Source organism: Streptomyces sp. NBC_00984 (assembly GCF_045162475.1).
Classification (GTDB): domain Bacteria; phylum Actinomycetota; class Actinomycetes; order Streptomycetales; family Streptomycetaceae; genus Streptomyces.
Genome location: NZ_CP108735.1, coordinates 216,407 through 234,912 on the forward strand (window position 1 = coordinate 216,407; position 18,506 = coordinate 234,912).

The following is an 18,506-nucleotide window of genomic DNA, read 5'->3' on the forward strand; positions in this document are numbered from 1 at the left end:
GGGCACAGCGACTTCGCCGACTGCGCGGCGGGCATGTTCGGAGTCCAGGAGGCGCTGGGCCTGCGCCAGATCCTGTTGCCGTGCCGGTCAAACTGCATCGCGGTGACCGTTCGACCGCCTCGCGACGCCGCTTCTCGCCGACGCGGTAGTACCCCTGTGTCGTGCTGTTGGGAAAGAAACCCGCGCCTGCTCAGGGATCGATGGGATGCAAGTCGCGGACTACTGCCGGACGAACAGTGCACGCTCGGCATCCACGTGCCGGACGAGTGTTCACTTCCCCGAAGGTTTGTCCCGAGTCCAGACCTGAGCCATGGCCTGGGCGGCGTCCGGACCGAGGTGCCGAGTGGCGGCCTGGTCAATTTCATCGAAATTGTCCGTGTACCGCTTCGTGAAGCTCCCGAAAAGCCTCCGCAGGACGAGACCTGCGATTCCCAGAGGAACCATTGCCGCCGAGATGACCAGCAAAAGCAAATCAAGGGTGTTCCTGGTGAGAGTATTCCAGTAGCCGAGGTCCGAGGGAAGGGCGACCGTGCCGGTATCCTTCGGGTCGTACACGACTACCAAGGTGTAGCCGTCCCTCACCTGACGCGTCTTGAATTTCAGCGGCGATTCAACGGAACGCCCGCCGGACGGGGTAAATCGCACCCAGCAGGTGACAGACAGTTCGCCACCGCTCTCGTCGTGGAGGGCTTGCCGGCATCTCGTGATACTCGCGTGAGTCTGGACCCCGCGACTCTTCAAGGCGGATATCACTTTGGTGTGGTTCGGTATGGTGAATGCGATGATCGTGAGGAAACCGCACAACCCCACAGTGATCATAGCGATGGACGTGATCGTGAGATACCTGAGCAGATTGCGTGGACGTGCGACCTTCGTACTCATCGGCTCCCTGACGTAATCGAATCAGTCGATACTGGTCCACCCCGCCCGTCCAGGGCGCGATCGTTTCGTGGCAGGCCGATGGACCACAACTCAAGTGCGGACCATCATCCTCCATCGGCTACCGGGACGAGCGCGCTGCCCGCCACAAGCCCGTATTGATCTCCACCCGGCCGGCATCGCATCACCGCGCGACGCGAACGACCCCACCCCGGCGCCTAACTGTCCCTGTTCGATCACGACGAGGGCCTGCGGCACCAGGCATTCCTTACCGATACCCCTTACCCCGGCGGGAGAGTATGCGGCCGCCGCCCGTTACGGGCGTGGGTATCGACCATTTCGTGTCGCCGGAACTGGCCTTGCGCGGCGCCGGCGAACTGCCGCTCGCCGAGGACATGGCAGCAGACGTCAACACCCTGGCCGCCACCGTGTGGACCTGCGCTACCGGAGCTTCTCATGTGACCACGCGTCCTCGCTCGGCGCTGTGCGTCGTCGGTCGTCTCAGGAGACTGTGGAAGCACCAGAAAGGCATGGGAACCATCCCAGCGCTGCAGCTCCAGGGCCTGCGCTGGGCGCGTGTCGCCCTGGCAGGTGGAAGGAGCACCTGGGATGAGTGAAGCGGGATCCTTCGGTGCCGACAGCGACTCGTCCGGCCTTCGGCTGGAGCTGCCGAGCGGGGTACTGGATGCGCTCGGTGTGGCGGTGGTGGCGCTGGATACGAGCGGGCGGTTCGTGTTGTGGAGCCCCCAGGCCGAGGAGATGTTCGGCTACTCCGCGCAGGAGGCGCTGGGCCGGCAGGCGGCTCAGCTGTTGGTCCATGCTCCCTACAGGGACCTGGTGGCCGACCGATGCGAGCAGATGATGGAGACCGGCCGGAGCTGGGCCGGGGTCTTTCCCGTCCGGAACAAGGACGGCAGTACGCGGCTGGTGGAATTCCGCAACACCCGTCTGCCGGACAAGCAGGGTGACTTCTACGCTCTGGGTATCGCCACTGATGCGTCGACGCTGCGCGAGGTGGAGCGGGACGTGGCGTTGTCCACGCAGCTGATCGCCCAGTCGCCGATCGGGCTGGAGGTTCTGGACACCGATCTGCGTTATGTGGCCGTCAATCCGGCGGTGGAACGGATGCACGGCCTGTCTGCCGAGGAGCACCTCGGACGGGGCTTCCGTGAGGTCCTGCCCGCCGTCAGTGTCGATGCGTCTGAGGCGGCAGTCAGGGAAGTGCTCGAGACCGGACGCCCTCAGGTTGACAAGTACACCATTGGCCGCACCCCGGCCGACCCTGACAATGATCATGCCTGGTCTGTCTCCGTCTACCGGCTGGAGGCTCTCAACGGTCAGGTTCTTGGTGTCGCCATGTCGGTGGTGGATGTCACCGATCGGTACGGTGCGATCACGGCGGCTGCCCAGGCCCGGCAGCGCCTGGCTCAGATCGCCGAGGGCTCCGCCCGTATCGGTACCACCTTGGACATGAGACAGACCGCTCGCGAGTTGGCCGGCGTCGTTGTGCCTGAGCTCGCCGACGTTGCGGTCGTAGACGTACTCGACTCCGCCCTGGACGATCGCCGCCCGGCGACATCCGACGGCGGCCCGGCGCTCTTTCGCACCCTCGCGGTGAAGGCCACCTACCTCACCGAGGCGGCCGGCGCCGTCGGCACGGCCGACCGACCGGTCAGCTATGGCGCCGACCGACTGCCCACCCAGTGCGTACGGACCGGTCAGCCGATCATGGTGACTCGCGTGGAGGAGTGGGATCTGGCGCGCATCGCTCGTGACGCCGGAGCCGCCGCTGTCCTGGCCAGTGTCGGCATCCACTCGTATCTCGCGATTCCACTGGCCGCCCAGGGCCGGGCGTTCGGCGTCCTGGGCCTGATGCGCGGCCGCAATCAACTGCCTTTCGGCGCGGACGATGTCACCCTGGCCGGTGAGCTGGCCGGCCGAACTGCGGTGTCCCTCGACAACGCGCGCCTGTACCAGAGCGTCCGCAACACTGCCGTGACGCTCCAGCGCAGCCTGCTGCCGCAGCCGACGCCACCCGAGGGTCTGGAGGTAGCCACCCGCTACCAACCCGCCGGAACCTCTACCGAGGTCGGTGGCGACTGGTTCGACGTCATCCCTCTCACGGAGGACAAGACCGCACTCGTGGTGGGCGACGTGATGGGCAGCGGCATCGATGCCGCCGCAAACGATGGGCCGCCTGCGCACCGCCACTGCGACCCTGGCTGACCTCGGCCTCCCGCCTGCCCAGGTGCTGCAACACCTCGACAAGATCACCGCCGGCATCGATCCCTACATCGCCACCTGCATCTACGCCGAATACGACCCGCACAGCGACTCGTGCTGCATCGCTGCGGCCGGACACCTGCCCCCGGCACTGACACCTGCAGGCGGGTCCCCCGAACTGCTCGACCTGCCATCCGGTGCACCCCTCGGGGTCGGCGGCGTCCCCTTCGAAACGACCACCGTGCCCCTGCGCCCCGGCGATCAACTGGTCCTCTACACCGATGGCCTGGTCGAAACACGCCACGATGCCATCGACGAACGCCTCGACCTCTTCCTCCGCGTACTCGACGGCCACGACCGTTCCCTGGAAGAAACCTGCGACCGGCTCCTGGAACAACTGCGTGACCCGGACGATCACGACGACGTGTCCGTGCTCATCGCCCGCCCCAGACCGCGGCCCTGACCCACTGCCGAGGCCATCCAGCCGGGGACAGCTCCTGGATTGCTCCAGCGCTCACTTGACGTCCATACCGAACCGTTGCGCGGGTCGGCACTGTCGCCTACCAGATCAACTTCCTTGCCTTCCATCACGGTTCCGCCGGTCCACTGCCCCGGCCGTGCAAGCTGCACGGCCGTGCCGGCATCTCAATCCGCCGCAGAACCGCGAGAAGAACACACTGCTGGCAGGGAGGCGGCCTTGGCGATCCCCCGCCGCTGCTTCAAGCGGTTGATCCACCGCTCAACGGCGTTGTGCTGCCTGTAGGTATCCCGGTCGAAGACGGGCGGCCTACCGCCGCGGCTGCCGCGACGCAGCCGGTGCCCTTCCCGGTCCGCCGGGATGGGGATTGCCGGAGTCCGCCCGGCGGTCCCTGGCGGCCGCCGCCGAGTGCCTCGCAACTCGCCGGCGAACCTGACCCCTGCCTCACAGAAGCGGCGTTGCGCCCACCGGACGCGGCGCCGGCGGGCGGGGCCTGCGCGGCCGGATCCGGGGGCCTTTCGCTGAGGTTGGTCAGGTGAAGCTCTCCAGGTGTAGGCCGCGCGCCCGCCCCTGACCGGAACTGGTCCACGGACATGCCGTAGGAGCTGCCCGGCGGCCGTGCGACCGCTCACCGCCGGACTCGACCGCGCCCCCGAAGGCGGGCTCGGCTCACGGTCCGCGCCAGAGGTTGGCGAAGGCCGCGTTCTCGATGGTCCGCCTCTGGCGTACGGCCTCCAGCTCCATCACCGCGTCGTGGACGGCGGCCACCACGGTCGTCACCGCCTCGTCATCGAGGCCGGTCTCATCGTCGGATCGTTCGTCGTCGATGCCCACGACCGAGGCGAGGGCGGCCAGGACGGGTTCCTTCTCTTTCCAGCGGTCGGCCGCACGGCGGCGCGCGGGCGTATCGACCGGTTCCACGCGTTCCGAGCCGAAGGACAACCGGCCGCTTCGCTGCGGCTTCAGCTCACCGTTCTCCTCCAGGTCGGCCTGGTACGCGGCCGAGAGGTCTCGGCCCCGGCGCCACAGCCAGTCCTCGATCCGCTCGTAGGGCGCCTGCCGAGTGAGCCCTGCCGCAGCCTCGCCCATGAACCGATCGTCCAGCGTCGGCGGTCCACCCGGCACGATGCGGTCGCCGTCCATGGTGACCGCCCCCGCACCGATGAGATCGATCAGCTCGGCTCCCGCGAGTGCGAGGGACAGGTCGCCCTGTCCCACGGAATGCTTCAGGTCCATGGCGATGATGAACAGGTCTTTCGCCGTAGTCATGAACGGCTCCCCTCGGAGACATCGACCAAGATGCGTCCCCACCGACCGGGCCCGCGTCCGAGACCGGCCCGGCGGCGGGGCGACTGTCACGATCAGTATCGCCCCGCCCGCGCGGCCGAAGCCCTTTCGCAAGGCGGCGGGAGTTTCTGCCGACGACGTCAGAACGGCGGGTCCTCGCTGTACTGGATCCCCGAGCCGCTTCGTCCGCCTGTCCGCCGAGCGGCTGCGAACAGCCGAAGGGAACAAGATCATCAGGCGCGTGACGTCTCCGCACGAGCCCTCCCAGCCGGGCGTCGGCTCTGCCGACCACGGCGGGGCCTTGGCGTACTGCTCGTAGGCGGCGCGGGTCTCGTGAAGGGCGGTCTGGGCGGCGCCCAAATCCTGAGGGAAGTGGTGCTTACTTAAAGGGCCGACGGCGCAAGATCACGAAGTACGACTGCTTGCCGGCGATCAGTCGGCCGGGGTAGAGCTGGGCGAGCGTGGCCAGTTCCATCGCGGCGAAGCACACGTTGCGGGCGTCGGCGGGCACGATGCCGATACCGACGGTGATGTGGGTTGGTGCTGGCGAGGACGGGGCCGGCCTGGGCGAGTCCGCCGCGAAAGCCGAGGTCCTCCACCACCCGGATCCGGTCGAATCCCAGTACCTCGGCTCGCCGAGCGCGTAGGGCAGCACCTCCTGGACGGGCAGGTAGCGGGGCAGCACGACACCGACACGGCCGCGGGCGGGGGTGGCAGGGGTGGTGTCTGTCCCGGGCATCGGGGGCTCTTTCTGTTGGCGGGGGGTTCCCCGGCGTCTGCATGGATGGTCTGCGGGCCCGGGGTGGGCGGGGAGCCCTGTGCGGCACGGTGTCAGGGGTCGTGCCGCACAGGCGGTCGGTGGCTGCTCCGTGCTACCTCGCGCGTGCGGCCGGATCCGGTGCGCAGGACTCCGGCAGCCGTGGCGGCGATCACGCACAGCAGGGTGACCAGCAGGAAGGCGTGGTTCAGCGGTACGAGATGGGTCAGCCAGCCGATGACGGCGGGGCCGGAGAGCATGCCGAGGTAGCCGAGCCCGGCGACGCGGGAGACGTTGGCCCCGGCGGCGGAGGGGTCGACGCTCCCGGTCGCGCTGTACAACTGGGGTACGCAGCCGGAGAGTCCCAGGCCGAACAGCGCCCGGCCCGCGAACGCGGCCCAGATCCACGGTGTGACGGACACGATCGTGATCCCGACGGCGGCCGTGACCGCGCCGTAGCGCAGGACCGCCATGGGCCCGAACCGGCCGGATATGCGGTCGGCGAGCAGCCGTCCAGCGAGCACCGCCGCCGCGTAGGTGCCGTACGCGGCGGCGGCGGTGCTCGCGGGCGCGCCGAGGATGTCCTTCAGGTGCAGCGCGCTCCAGTCGTTGGCGGCTCCCTCGGCCGGCATGACCATCGCAGCCAGAACGGCGAGGATCCAGATCCGCCCGGGGGCTTGCGCCGCCTCCCGGCGCGTGCCTGCTCGCCGTCCGCGGCGGTGGTGGCACCTCATCGAGCACACAGCCACACTCGGCATCGACATGGAAATCACCGCCCGCACCCCCGGGACCAGGGGCTTCACCCCCATTCCGAAGCGATGGGCGATCGAGCGGACCCAACCGGCCGGCTCATGCACCACCGCCGCCTGGCCCACGACCACGAAACCCTGCCCACCCGCACCGAAGCCATGATCCACCTCGCCACGACCGGCCTCATCGCACGCCGCCTCACCGGCGAAACCACCTTCTCCTGGCGCGACCCGACACCACAGACCAAACAACAGATCCCGGGATAGAACACTGGGAGAAAACGACCTCTAACTGGGGAGGGACGCGTGGTCATGTGTGAGCGTGACCGGCCTCACGGGCACGGTGAGCTGCTGCCGGGATTTCATCGCTCGGGATGCTCATCATGTCGTCGACCTGGAAGAGGAGAGCAACTCCGCGCAGGCCTGGGCAGGAACCGAATCAATGGCGACGCCGTCGAAGGGGCAATTGAGCTGCTGAAAGGCCTGGCCGTGACGAAACCCAGCACATATCTGCTCGCCGCATCCGCTGCGCTTACCCTCGCCGCGGTCGGCTGCGACGCAGGGTCCACACCGGCCGCCGCCGGGGACGGTGCCAAGGCAAAGGCAGCCCGATGGTCCGAACCGGATCGGTATTCTTTCCGGCTTCTCTCCTAGTCCGGAGAGCGGGGCGGCCTTGGAAACTACCGGATCACCGTCGGGAACGGGAAGGTCATCAAGGCGATCGGCCTCGACGAGCCGGCCCGGCGTACCGTCGAGGAGAATCCGCAGGATGTCCCGACGCTTGGCAGTCTCCTCGCTGATGTCCAGAAGGCCCGTGCAGGCCAGGCTGATGTCGCAAGGGCGGTATTTGCCGCAGATGGACACCCCACTGAGATTCACATCGATTGGCTGGCGAATGCCATCGATGACGAGGCCGACTACCTCATCACCGAATACCGCGAACTTCCCTGACCGTCGCGCCCCAAACGTCCAGGTCTGCAAGCAGCGATGGCTGCACACCGTCCGGTGTGCAGCCATCGGCCATGTACGGACGTGGTCGCTCTCCTCGGTCAGCGCTTCGAGGCAGTGGTCAGCCGCGGGGCCGGTGCCGCCGCGGCCGACCACAAGGCTCCCCCACCGGGGTGTCCGCCCGACCGGCGCGCAATCAGCGGACGTCCACGTAGTCGCCCGCCGCCGTGGCCGCCGGAGTCGTCGTGGTACCGGCGAAGGTGTAGCGCCAGTACCCGTCGGCCGATGCGGTCACCGTGGTCTTCAGGTTGCCGGTGCTGTTCGTCGTCACCGTTTTCACCGTGGTGTACGACGTCGCCCCCTTCTTGCGGAACTGAAGCTTCACAGGCTGCGCGGTGTACCCGTTGTAGCTGCCGGTCTCCCAGTTGGCCCGCGCGAGCTTGCCGGTGATGGTGAGCGTCTTGCCCTTGGTCACGGGTTCGGGAGAGGCGTTGACCGTCTGAGTGGAGTCGCGCTGCAGGAGCGCCGACTTGGCGGCGTGCAGATCGGTGTAACTCCTGCCGTCCGCGGACTCCGCCCAGGACGCCAGCTTCCAGGTGCCCGCGAGTGCGTTGCGGCCGAGTGTCCAGCGGGGTGCGATGTACGCGAAGTGCGCCTCGCACGTGGCCGTCGTCGCATTGGTTTTGGTGCAGGTCGCGGGCCAGGTGCCGTAGAGGATACCGTCCGGGGCGTCGTACGAGCCGTGGTAGAGGTACATGTCGCCACCCGCGATGCCGGACGGGTCGGTCGCGGTGAACTTTGCCTTGAACTCCTGGAGTGGCTCGTTCGTCAGCTCCACGCCCTTTCCGCCGTTGATGGCGACGTTGGAGATGCGGGTGGATCCGGCTGTCTCGTCACCTTGCGGACGCGGTCCGGCGAAGGCGCGCTCAATAGTGCGGCGTACGCTGCCGCCCTTGTCGTCGGTGGCGGACACTCTCAGTGAGATGAAGGACGCGGTGGCCGGGACCGTGAGGGTCGCCGTGTTGTCGGTGAGCGGCAGGCCTGTCCACGTGGTGCCGTCGTCCAGCGAGTATTCGATGCCGGTGATGGTCTCCGTCGCATCCGAGTTGCGGGTGGTGGCGGTGGCGGCGATCTGCACCGGGGTGGGGGCGCTGGCGCGGTTGGACGCGTCGAGCCCCGTGAGCTTCACCTGGGCATCGATCAGAGGCAGTTCGGTCGCCGTCGAGACCCGTGCGGAGGTGAAGGTCCACTCGTTGCGTACCGTCGTGGACAGCCGCCGGTACGGCACGCGGTGGCTGGTGGTCTGGTCGAGTGTGTACGTCCCGGTTCCGGACGGCACGATCGCTGTCAACTGCTGGTGCGGCGTCATACCGGTGGCCTCGGCGTAGGTGACGCCGCTGCGGGTCAGGCGGTACGAGAGGACAGACCGGCCGTCCGTGCCGGCGTGCCCTGCGGCGTCGCTGGCACCGTGCGGCTCGAACAGCCAGATCTTGTCGCCCTGTCGCTGCGACCCTCCCCACACGCGACGGGTCGGCTGCAGCGGTGCCTCGCCGACTGTCTCGGCGGCCGCCGGTCCGGCGACCAGGGAACGGTCGGGCAGCGCAAGACTGTAGTCACCGGTCCCGTAGTCCAGTGACCGGCTGTAGGAGATGCCGGGGGTGACGTATTCGGTGACCGAGCCGGCCACCGGCACGGGTGAGCCCAGATAGACGCCGGTCGACTCGCCGAGGTTTGGGACCGTCTGCAGCAGGGCGGTGGTCCTTGTGCCCGGAGCGCGGACGTGCATGACCGTCTTCGCGAGCGCTGCTCGGTTCACCGACGCAATCGGCGACGCGGGCACGGTGTCCCGGAACGTGTGCGTGAGGTCGTAACGATAGGGGCTGGGTGTGCCGGCTGTGGTGCCCTTGCGGGCGAGGACGTCGTGGATCCGCAGTGCAGCACCCGGCTGCGAGAACGGCGTGACGTACACCTTGTCCGCCCCCGAACCCGCGAAGCCCGCCAACCCACCTCCGGGCACGGAGATCCACACGGCGGAACTGCCGCGGGTAGCCGTCGTGTCGTCGACCCGGATCCCGGTCTCCTTGGCGGCCCGCTCGTCGAAGGTGACGGTGGTGGCAGCCGTGCCAACCTTGAAGGTGCGTGTGAGGACGTAGCTCGGCCGTTGCCAGTCGCTGTGCAGCGCCACCGAGAAGTAGTCGCCCGGCGGCAGCTTCACGGTCGAAGACGGGCCGATGGCGTCACTGTCGACGGCGTATCCCGCCCAGGTCTTGCGGTCCCAGACGTAGAAGCTCTTGCTCGCGACGTCGGCGTTGGTAATGGTCAGCTTCACGGAGTACGTGGCCGCCGCCTTCGCCCCGGCCGCTGCCCCTGCCCCTGCCCCTGTGCCTCTCGGCAGAGCAACCCTGGTGGCCGGCACCGATTGCGGCAGCGCGGCCGGCCGCAGGGCCAGCGTGCCGTTCGTGGAGGCGATGGCATACCGCTTGCCGCGTGGCCCGCCGTCGTCCGTGATGCGTACGTCGCCGCCGACGATCTCGGCGCGCTCGCCGTTCCCCAGACCGACTGCCTGGGGCAGGCTCTCGGCCGTCGTGCCCTTCGCCTCGGAGATCCGGCCCACCGTCCCTGGGCCCGCGTCCGACGCGATGGCTTCCGGCGCGATCAGCACCCCCGCCAGCACCACCGCACACACGCCCGCCCCTGCGGATCTTCGTGCATTCCACGTCCAGGTCCCAGGCATCAGTCCGCCCTCCCCATCGCTCGACTGACGAAAACTCCTGGCACCCCCTGCCAAGGAGTCAATCATCGACACCCTAGAGCGGAGAGATCCAGCAGCATAGGCCGGGTGGCGCACTTGCGACGCTGGTGGTCACTGTGAGTCAGTGACGCATTGTGCGGTCCAGGAATGAGTGGACGGCTTGCGCGAGCCCTTCCGGTTCGTCGGCGTAGAGCCAGTGTCCGCAACCGGGGAGTTCGAACAGCTCACTTCAGCCTCCAGGCCAACACCAAGACCCTTGAGGGGCGACAACACCCCGACCGGGACGCCCAGTTCCGCTACATCTACGAGCAGGTCACAGCACACCAGGCGGCCGGGCAGCCGGTGATCAGCATCGATGCGAAGAAGAAGGAACAGCTCGGCCACCTGCCCAACGCCGGACGGCAGTGGCGGCCGAAAGGCGACCTGGTCGAAGTCGATGACGCCGGCGGCGGTGACCTTCCGGGGCTGGTGGTAGCCGTTACGGACCACCAGACGGCACCCGTTCTCGTCCCGATCGCCAGCCAACTCGGCTATACAGGCGTTGACTTCGGCCTCCAGGGCGGCCTCCAGCATCCGCCCGGCACCCTCACGGACGATCTCGTCCAGCAGGGCGCCGCCCCGCGTCGAACTGTCGGCATTGACTACCGCGAGCACGGGCGCGCCTTCCCGACCGACGCCGCAACGTCGGCCTACTCGATGACCATCACGGGATCACTCGGGAAGGTACGCCCTCCGCGTTCTTCCCGGAATCGAACCGCAGGTCCTGAGCGTTGCTCCCCTATTTGGGCCCTTTCACCGTTTGTGCCGGACCGGGCCCCTATCCGGCCGGTCCAGTCGGTAGGGGCACTGCGGGCCACGATGCCTCACCGACGACAGGCCCGACACCTGACCAGGTCGCTCAAGTCCTCCATCCACTGGTACCGCGATCCCGACCGTGATGCGCAGGCGCTGCCGAAGCTGTTCGCACGACGTCTTGTCTACTCGCTTGCCGGCGCCACTTGCTGCACAACCTCGAACGCTGGACGACGGCCGACGAGTCCGAGCAGCCGCTCCAGGGCGGGAGAGCTCGCGGAGATATCGACCGCCGGGGCGAACGCAGTCCTTGGCCGGTCGCCGGACGGTGCTCCGGTCGGGATCAGCGCCGCGACCTTGAGTGAGTGGCGGACGAGGTCGGCGCCCGGATCGAAGGCAACACCGATGGTCTGAGCGACGTCCCAGCCGTGGACTACGCAGTCGAGCACATGCATACCGAGCGCGACCCGGCCGGGAAAGAACCCGAACTCCCTGATCTGGAGCGACTGGTCCAGGACATCCTCGGCGAACGCCTTGGTCATGGCGTCTGCCGAGTCGAGGTAGGCCTGGTAGGGATCCCCACCCAGGTTGCCCTGGTCCCAGACCAGGATGTCACCGGTGACGCCTGCTGCGGCGGCTGCGAAGCCGAGGTTCTCGCTCACTTGGTGGCGGAGCAGGCCGTGCAGTGTCCAGTCGGCACAGGGCGTTGGAAGACGAAGATGATCCGGGCCAATCTGCGCGATAACCGCTCCCAAGGTGGCGAGGGCACGGCGGTCCAGTTCTCTGATATCCACGGCCGCGACATTAGCCGTGCCCCCGTTTTTGGGCCACACATTTCTGAGGCGCCTCAGCCTCCACCGATGCCTGTCGGGGGCGGCCTTTGCCCGAAGCGCACCAAGTTTTGGCTAAGCTTGCGATTTTAGCTTCTGTCGTCACTCTGTGTGTTTACTGGTGGTCCGTTCGCTCTTGCGGTAGGGCGGTCGCTTGGATTTCGGGCGGTTCTTCGAGCCTTTCGGGCGGCCTGGGCCGGGGCGGGTGGGTTTCGGCGAGTCGGCGGGTGTGCCGATGCGTGCGCGGAGTCGGCGGAAGCCGAGGCGGACCTTGTAGGGGCTGAGGGACTTACCCGGGTCCGGTCTTGGGTGCCAGGGGCGGCGCAGGTCGTCCACGAGGTGGCGGGCGAGGCGTAGTTGGGCGTAGGCGCCCATGGCCAGGGACACCCACCGGTCGGTGGCTGCCGCCGAGCTCAGGTGCGCGCTGGCCAGCCCGAGATAGGACTTGGCGAAGCGGTGGAAGTGCTCCTGGTCGAAGCGCCGCAGGTAGGCCTTCCAGAGCAGGTCCGGGTCGGCCGGAACGGGGCCGGCGTGCCACAGCCACAGGTCCTTGGGTGGCTTGCGGCCGTCGGGCAGGTGGTCGACGACCACTTGCAGGACCGTGCCGCGCACGATCGGCAACTGCTTGTCCCGCGGCCAGTTGGCCCAGCGGCCGGTGCTGCCGAGTTTTTGGTGCAGTCCGCTCCAGGCGCGGACGGTCACGGTGCCGTACAGCTCGGACTCCACGGTGCGTTCGAAGTCGGGGGCGTGTCGTTTGGCGGGGTCGGAACAGGAGAACTCCGCGCCGTGGCGCGGCGGCGCGCCCATCTGGCCCGGTCGCCGGGGCGGGGGGTCGAGGTAGAAGACCCGGGTGGCGCGCAGCCGGACCAGCAGTTGCACGTCATGGCCGGCCAGGGCGTGGGTGAGGTCGGTTGCGTAGTTCCCAGCGTCGAGCAGGACCAGCGGCGGCGGGTCGCCGGGCTGCCACTTCCCGGTCGCGGTCAGGTCTTTGAGCAGCCCGGTGATCTGGTCGATCGTGACGTCGGTGTGCTCCTCGCCGGGCCGCAGTCGGCGTGCCTCGATGGGGTCGACCCAGGAGGAGGACCCCCACTGGATGCCGACGAGCAGGCTGTAGGGCCAGCCGGGCAGCCAGCGATCCCCTCCCTTGCCGCGGACCTGCACCATCGTCCGCTCGTCGGCGTACTCGGCGTCGGGGCGCGCGTGCGGAGTGGTGTCGATCGCGAACATCAGCGGCTCGCCTGCCCTGGCCGGGGCCGACAGGCCGATCAGCAGGTGCCGCAAGCGGCTACTGCTTATCTGGCCATGGGCCAGGGCGTCGTAGACAGAGCCGTGTCGTCGGCGGAACTCCGGCTCCAAGGACAGCTCTACCGGTGATCGCACCGGGCCCTGCGCGCACAGCATCGCGTCCGCCAACTCGAACAGGGCATCCCCGCGGCGGGTGAAGCAGGCATGGAGACCCGCACGGAACCTGGATAACTCGGACAACGCCTCGACGCGGGCAGGGCTGTCTTGCAGACTGTCCATCACGGCCTTCTGGTGCAGCTGGATCTCTGGCGAGAACCCAGCGTCACCCGAAGGCCGTTCCCATGTCCGGCGAACAGCAGAACCCCAACCTAAACGATCTTCGCGTCCTAAAATCGCAAGCTAAGGGCTGTCCCGCCAGGGATTACGGGACAGCCCTCAGTCGAGCACGGCGGCGACGGCTTCGATCTCTACGAGCTGGTCCTCGTAGCCGAGCACGGTGACTCCGATCAGGGTGCTGGGGACGTCGTGGTCACCGAACGCGTCCCGGACTACCTCCCAGGCGACCACCAGATCTGCCTGCCTGGTTGACGCGACGAGCACTCGGGTGCTGATGACGTCCTCGACCGATGCACCAGCCTCGGTCAGCGCAATCCGCATGTTCTCAACGGCTTTCGCTGTCTGCCCCGCATAGTCCCCGATAGCTGCCGTGGACCCGTCTTCGTTCAGCGGGCATGCCCCGGCGAGGAAGATCAAACGCGATTCGGCCGGCGCGGTGGCCGCGTAGGCGTACTCGGCGACGTCGGACAGCGAGCTGGAACGGATCAGGGTGATGGCACGGGCCACGGCAGTTCCCTTCGGTGCGTGTGAGAGCAGTCATGCTCTCAGGTACCGACACACCACGCACCATCAATTACGTGCTGGTGAGCCGCATCAGGCAAGCTGACGGCTGTCGAGGCACCCGACACGGCGATGGTTGCCTGATGCGGCACCAGGCACTGTTTCTCGGTTCTCCTGACCTGAGCGAGGTGTTGGGGTCAGACTGGCTGCGTGGGCCGTGGGGATCCGACAAATGCGGAGTGGGACCGGCTGAAGTCGTTCCAACCTCCTGGTGGTGCACGCGGAGGTCGGTGGAGGGATCACCGGGACAACCTGCTCGCCCGTATCGCCGAAGCCGAACGCGAAGGATGGCTCGGCGAGATCGAAGGTCTGCGAATCAGCCTCGCCGGAGCGGAGGACAAGCTTGCGCGGATCGACCAGCGGAGCTCGCGGGTGATCGACCCGGGTATGCCGGGTCGCGCCGCCGGTCCTGTCCTGTCGTGTCTCGTCATGTCCCATTCCGCCCTGTCCTGTCCACAGCGCCATGCCCGCTCAGCGCCGCGCATGACCGGCGGGCCGTCCAGGAGCCGCCATGACACTGCCGCTGCGACGCGGTTCAAGCTATGAGCAGGCGGAGGCCGAGATCTACCGCGTCGAGGTCGGCAAGGTCGCTGTTGCGCTCGGCCCACTGGCCGGAGTCGAGGTCGTCGCTGAGGCTTCGTACCGCCCGCTGCTCGGCCTCCGGCCCGACCCTCGTCCACACCGACATGGCACGGCGCACGTGATCCTCCAGATACGCCCCGGGCCGGCGCCAGTACGCCTCGAACAGGCCGTCAGCGCAGTCCCACGGGATGGGCACCGGTTCAGCGCGGGCGCCGATCGCGTCGGCCATCCCCGCAAGCGAGGGAAATTCCGCGAGGACGGCAGCGAACTCGGGCAGGTAGTCGCGGGTAAGCCAGAACCGGTCCTGCCATCCGGGCTCGTCGGTGTCGAACGTGAGCACCACCACGCGGCGGGCCACGCGCCGCATCTCGCGCAGCCCCGCTATCGGGTCCCCCCAGTGGTGAACGGTGGAGACGGCCATCGCGACGTCGAAGGAGTGGTCCTCGAACGGCAGGCTCTCCGCGGCGGCGGCCACGCACGGCGCTGAGCCGGCAGGCCGTTGCCCCCGCATGACCGCCGATGGCTCCACCGCGGTCACGTCGCGATCAGCAGGCTCGTAGGAGCCGGTGCCGGCGCCGACGTTCAGCACCGTCTGCGCGTCCCCGAGCGCGTCCCAGATCTGCGCGGCGATCCGCGGCTCGGTACGCCGTGTCGCGGTGTAGGCGCCGCCAATCGCGTCGTACAGCCGTGCACCGAGCATCTCCAGTTGCTCCTCCGGTGTCACCTTCCGTCCCTTCGCCCGTGCCTCAAGTTCCTTGTCGATGGCCGCCACCATGGCGTCAGCGCGATCACGCCGCTCCAGCAGCAGGCCGCGCAGTCGGCGCAGGTGCGCGACCGCGTCGGTGGACGGGTCGCCGACCAGTTCCGCAACCTCCCGCAGCCCGAAGCCCAACCGCCGATAGGCCAGCACCTCCCGCAGCCGCTCCACGTCGCCCGCCGAATAGGCCCGGTACCCGGCCACGGTCCGCGCCGACGGTCGAACGAGCCCGATCTCGTCATAGTGATGCAGCGTGCGGACGCTCACGCCGGCCAGCTCGGCCACACGTCCCACGGTCCAGTAATCCTCCACGGCACCGACTATGCAGCCTGACGCCACGTGAGGGTCAAGAGCCTCACTCACGGCAGCAAGAGCCGAACGCGAAGCAGCGGTCCGAGGCGACTCCTGCAAGCCAGAGCGATCGTCTGGTTCAGAGAAGCCTGCATCCGCTGCCCGTCCTCCGGACGGATCCCCGCCAGAGGCCACGCCTCATCGAGATCAACCAGAACCTCCGAGAACGCATCCGCGAGGCCCGCGCCAACGGCTGGCTCGGGGAGGTCGAGGGTCTCCAGGTCAGCTTCGATGCTGCGATGGCCAAGCTCAACAGCCTCAAGCGGGCTCCGACCGATGGTCGGCCGCAGTTGGTCGACCTTGGCATGCCGGTCTTCCGCCTGCAAGGGATGCGTGCGCACGTACGCACCGGCCCTCATCGGTCGTCTCAGGCCGGGAGCCGACGGTGAACTCAGCGAGAGATTCTGTATTCCCGTCAGCAGTGAGCCTCACCGCGCAAACGCCGCAGTCGACAATGTCGCGCCCGCGGAGATCGGCCGGGTCCAACGCCAGTGGACACGGCAAACCGTGTCGCTCCGGCGTCCCTTCTGCTCGGGCGAGTCGGAAACGACTGCGACGATTAGGGCCTGTCTGGAGTCGTGATCACGCGGCGGGGAAAAGGATTGGACGGGATGATGCTCGGGCTTATAACTTGCAGCTGACCGTGACGCCGCCCGAGGAGGTGAGACCCATGAACGCTGTATCGACGTGGGGGCTCCCCCTTCCCGTCACGGCCGGCGATTGACGTAGGTGTCGCCGGGAGCGCCTCGACAACAAGGCACTCCCGAAAGGCAACACCTATGCACTCTCTGCAGTTCACCACCGAGTCGTCGTCGAACGGCATGGTCGAGCGCGACTTCATCGCGGGCGAGGTCCCCGGGGTTCTCTGGTCGCCGGCCTCCGGCGCCGATCGCGCGCCCCTGGTCCTGATGGGCCACGGCGGCGGCACCCACAAGAAGCATCCGGCGATGGCCGGCCGCGCCCACCTTCTCGTGACCGGCTGCGGCTTCCAGGTCGCCGTCATCGACGCGCCCGGTCACGGCGACCGGCCGCGCACCGCGCGCGACGAGCAGGAGATCGCCCAGCTGCGCAAGGCGCAGGCGGCGGGCAAGCCGGAAGGCCCGATCGTCGTCTGTTACAACGCCCGCCTGGCGGAGCTCGCCGTGCCCGAGTGGCAGGCGACCCTGGACGCCCTTCAGGAACTTCCGGAGATCGGCGCCGATGGGTCGGTGGGCTACTTCGGCATCGGCCTGGGCACCGCGATCGGGGTGCCGCTGGTGGCGGTCGAGCCCAGGATCACGGCCGCGGTCTTCGGCCTGATGTGGCCCGATGCCCTGGTCGAGACGGCGAAGCAGATCACCATCCCGATCGAGTTCGGCCTGCAGTGGGACAACGAGCGCATCCCGCGCGAGGCCAGCCTCGCGCTGTTCGACGCCTTCGCCTCGAAGGAGAAGACGTTGCACGCCAACGCGGGCAAGCACTTCGACTTCCCCAGGTTCGAGGCCGACAGCGCGGTCCGGTTCTTCGCCCGGCATCTTGGCCGGGCGGTCACCTCACCGGCCTGAAGGTGATCGGCAGCGGCGTCCGGTCTGCCCATCGGGCGCCGCTACCGCGGCCCGGGTTGAGGCTGCGTATCCAGATCATGGATCCGCGTAGCCGGAGCCCCGCCATGTAGCCCGCGGGCGTCTTGTCGTAGCGCGTGGCCAGGCCCCGTCATGCCCGGATCTTGTTGATGCAGCGTTCCACCGTGTTGCGCTCCTTGTACCGCTCAGCGTCATGGGCCACCGGCCGACCGCCGTCCCTGCCACGCTTCTTGCGGTTCGCGGCCTGATCGTCCCTCTCCGGGATGACCGTTTTGATCCCGCGCCTGCGCAGGCAGGCGCGGCTCGCCCGCGAGGAGTACGCCTTATCGGCAGCTACCGCGTCCGGTCGGTTGCGCGGACGGCCCACCGGTCCGCGTACCCTGACCGTCTCCAGCACCGCGGCGGCTCCATCAGTTCCCACTCACCATCGCTCAGTTCACGTCGCGTCACCGCAGCGTTCTACCAGCTCGGCGTGCCCCTCGGGTCCGAAACAGACCGCACTGATCACTGATCACGACGCCAGACAGGCCCTGGAACCGTCGCTCCTTGCACATCGAACCCCTACGGGCCAAAAACGCGCTCGGCAGTGCGGCGGCTGATGTTCGCGCGCTGCACGTCGCTCAGTGGGGCCGACTTGGCCGATCAGGGCGCCGGGCACACGCAGCATGTCCGGCCAGTGCGTGAATGGCAGCCCTTGGATACTTCAGGTGGCGCCTTGCTGCCTCAGTCCCATGACCAGCAGGTCGACGAGGCGGCGCGCGTTGTACTGGGAATCGGCTCCGATGCACAGATTGCCGATGCCGCGCAGGAGTGAGTACGCGGTGACGTCCGCGGGAGCCTCATTTTCCTGCACGGCTGCCTCAAGCAACGCCGCGCACGCGGGGACCATGCGGTCGAGGAAGTAGGCGTGCAGGGTCTCAAAGCGCGCGCTGTCGGACTGCAGTGCCTCGGCGAGCCCATGCTTGGTGACCAGGAAGTCGACGAACAGGTCGATCCACTGCTTCAGGGCGGCGTGGGGCGAGCCGGCGGAGGCCAGCAGAACCGGTCCGGCTTCGGCGCACGAGTCCACCTGGTGCCGATACACGGCGATGACCAGGTCGGCACGCGTAGGGAAGTGGCGGTAGACAGTGCCGATCCCTATACCGGCCCGTGCCGCGATGGCGCGCACAGGCGCGTCCACTCCGTGCGCGGCGAACGTGGCTGCCGCCGCACCGAGCAGGGCCTGCTCATTGCGTATGACATCCACCCGACGTCGGGACGATCCCTGTTCCTGCTTGTCACCTGGCATACCGCGATCCCTGTCTCGTTCGCTTGCAAAAACGGATCCATGTTCCGTATCGTCGAAACGGAACAAGGTTCCGCTTCGATCCTGCCACATTCCCGTTCCTGTCACTCTTCGGTGACCAAGGGCCGGGAC

General features: G+C 68.0%; 13 protein-coding genes and 6 pseudogenes. 6 read left to right on the forward strand and 13 right to left on the reverse strand.

The window, feature by feature from the left end:
• Positions 1–270: 270 nt before the first annotated feature.
• Positions 271–882, reverse strand: a complete 612-nt coding sequence (locus OG520_RS40760; protein ID WP_331748006.1) for a DUF3592 domain-containing protein — start codon at positions 880–882, stop codon at positions 271–273.
• A 320-nt stretch (positions 883–1,202) separates the two neighbouring features.
• Here OG520_RS40760 and OG520_RS40765 point away from each other — a divergent pair, with 320 nt between their 5' ends.
• Entirely contained in the window at positions 1,203–1,496 is a 294-nt protein-coding gene (locus tag OG520_RS40765; RefSeq protein ID WP_406016721.1) for a hypothetical protein, read from the forward strand.
• Positions 1,489–3,565: pseudogene (locus OG520_RS40770) on the forward strand (SpoIIE family protein phosphatase). The gene OG520_RS40765 and the pseudogene OG520_RS40770 overlap by 8 nt, the downstream one beginning before the upstream one ends.
• Before the next feature lie 684 nt (positions 3,566–4,249).
• Here OG520_RS40770 and OG520_RS40775 read toward each other — a convergent pair.
• The 3 genes and pseudogenes from OG520_RS40775 to OG520_RS40785 all read right to left on the reverse strand — a co-directional run bounded on the left by OG520_RS40775 (position 4,250) and on the right by OG520_RS40785 (position 6,433).
• Positions 4,250–4,849, reverse strand: a complete 600-nt coding sequence (locus OG520_RS40775) for a GPP34 family phosphoprotein (RefSeq protein WP_331748009.1) — start codon at positions 4,847–4,849, stop codon at positions 4,250–4,252.
• 442 nt (positions 4,850–5,291) lie between these two features.
• Positions 5,292–5,606 (reverse strand): annotated as a pseudogene (locus OG520_RS40780) (LLM class flavin-dependent oxidoreductase); the annotation flags it as partial.
• Positions 5,607–5,698: 92 nt separating this feature from the next.
• Complete coding sequence (locus OG520_RS40785) at positions 5,699–6,433, reverse strand: MFS transporter (protein ID WP_406016722.1); 735 nt, start codon at positions 6,431–6,433, stop codon at positions 5,699–5,701.
• Between OG520_RS40785 and OG520_RS40790 the strand changes: the two are divergent.
• Both OG520_RS40790 and OG520_RS40795 read left to right on the forward strand, forming a co-directional pair.
• Positions 6,351–6,640, forward strand: a pseudogene (locus OG520_RS40790) (IS5/IS1182 family transposase); the annotation flags it as partial. The gene OG520_RS40785 and the pseudogene OG520_RS40790 sit on opposite strands and share 83 nt — an antisense overlap.
• Before the next feature lie 453 nt (positions 6,641–7,093).
• Positions 7,094–7,324: a DUF6174 domain-containing protein gene (locus OG520_RS40795; RefSeq protein ID WP_406016783.1), complete on the forward strand. Its 231-nt coding sequence runs from the start codon at positions 7,094–7,096 to the stop codon at positions 7,322–7,324.
• Positions 7,325–7,517: 193 nt separating this feature from the next.
• Here OG520_RS40795 and OG520_RS40800 read toward each other — a convergent pair whose 3' ends face one another.
• Positions 7,518–10,007 carry a hypothetical protein gene (locus tag OG520_RS40800; RefSeq protein ID WP_406016723.1) on the reverse strand — a complete coding sequence of 830 codons (2,490 nt, stop codon included), beginning with the start codon at positions 10,005–10,007 and terminating at the stop codon, positions 7,518–7,520.
• Positions 10,008–10,301: 294 nt separating this feature from the next.
• Between OG520_RS40800 and OG520_RS40805 the strand changes: the two are divergent.
• Positions 10,302–10,508, forward strand: a pseudogene (locus OG520_RS40805) (ISAzo13-like element transposase-related protein); the annotation flags it as partial.
• Here OG520_RS40805 and OG520_RS40810 read toward each other — a convergent pair.
• From OG520_RS40810 to OG520_RS40835, 6 genes and pseudogenes are all read right to left on the reverse strand, one after another.
• Positions 10,509–10,727 (reverse strand): annotated as a pseudogene (locus tag OG520_RS40810) (IS256 family transposase); the annotation flags it as partial.
• A 323-nt stretch (positions 10,728–11,050) separates the two neighbouring features.
• Positions 11,051–11,698: a TIGR03086 family metal-binding protein gene (locus OG520_RS40815; protein WP_406016724.1), complete on the reverse strand. Its 648-nt coding sequence runs from the start codon at positions 11,696–11,698 to the stop codon at positions 11,051–11,053.
• A 99-nt stretch (positions 11,699–11,797) separates the two neighbouring features.
• Positions 11,798–13,219: a transposase gene (locus OG520_RS40820; RefSeq protein WP_331748014.1), complete on the reverse strand. Its 1,422-nt coding sequence runs from the start codon at positions 13,217–13,219 to the stop codon at positions 11,798–11,800.
• 156 nt (positions 13,220–13,375) lie between these two features.
• Positions 13,376–13,783 (reverse strand): Rid family hydrolase, encoded by a 408-nt coding sequence (locus tag OG520_RS40825; protein ID WP_331748016.1) that lies wholly within the window; start codon positions 13,781–13,783, stop codon positions 13,376–13,378.
• 589 nt (positions 13,784–14,372) lie between these two features.
• The gene (locus OG520_RS40830) at positions 14,373–15,470 is read right to left on the reverse strand and encodes a MerR family transcriptional regulator (RefSeq protein WP_331749512.1); all 1,098 of its coding nucleotides are present in this window, start codon (positions 15,468–15,470) and stop codon (positions 14,373–14,375) included.
• 65 nt (positions 15,471–15,535) lie between these two features.
• Entirely contained in the window at positions 15,536–15,868 is a 333-nt protein-coding gene (locus OG520_RS40835) for a hypothetical protein (RefSeq protein WP_331748018.1), read from the reverse strand.
• A gap of 438 nt (positions 15,869–16,306) precedes the next feature.
• On the opposite strand from OG520_RS40835, the gene OG520_RS40840 reads away from it, so the two are divergent.
• A complete protein-coding gene (locus OG520_RS40840) occupies positions 16,307–17,071 on the forward strand; it encodes an alpha/beta hydrolase (protein WP_331748020.1) in 765 nt (254 codons plus the stop codon).
• Here the strand turns inward: OG520_RS40840 and OG520_RS40845 are convergent.
• Both OG520_RS40845 and OG520_RS40850 read right to left on the reverse strand, forming a co-directional pair.
• Positions 17,055–17,486 (reverse strand): annotated as a pseudogene (locus tag OG520_RS40845) (hypothetical protein); the annotation flags it as partial. The gene OG520_RS40840 and the pseudogene OG520_RS40845 overlap by 17 nt on opposite strands.
• Positions 17,487–17,792: 306 nt before the next feature.
• Positions 17,793–18,377, reverse strand: coding sequence for a TetR/AcrR family transcriptional regulator (locus OG520_RS40850; protein ID WP_331748022.1), 585 nt, complete (start codon positions 18,375–18,377; stop codon positions 17,793–17,795).
• Positions 18,378–18,506 lie beyond the last annotated feature (129 nt).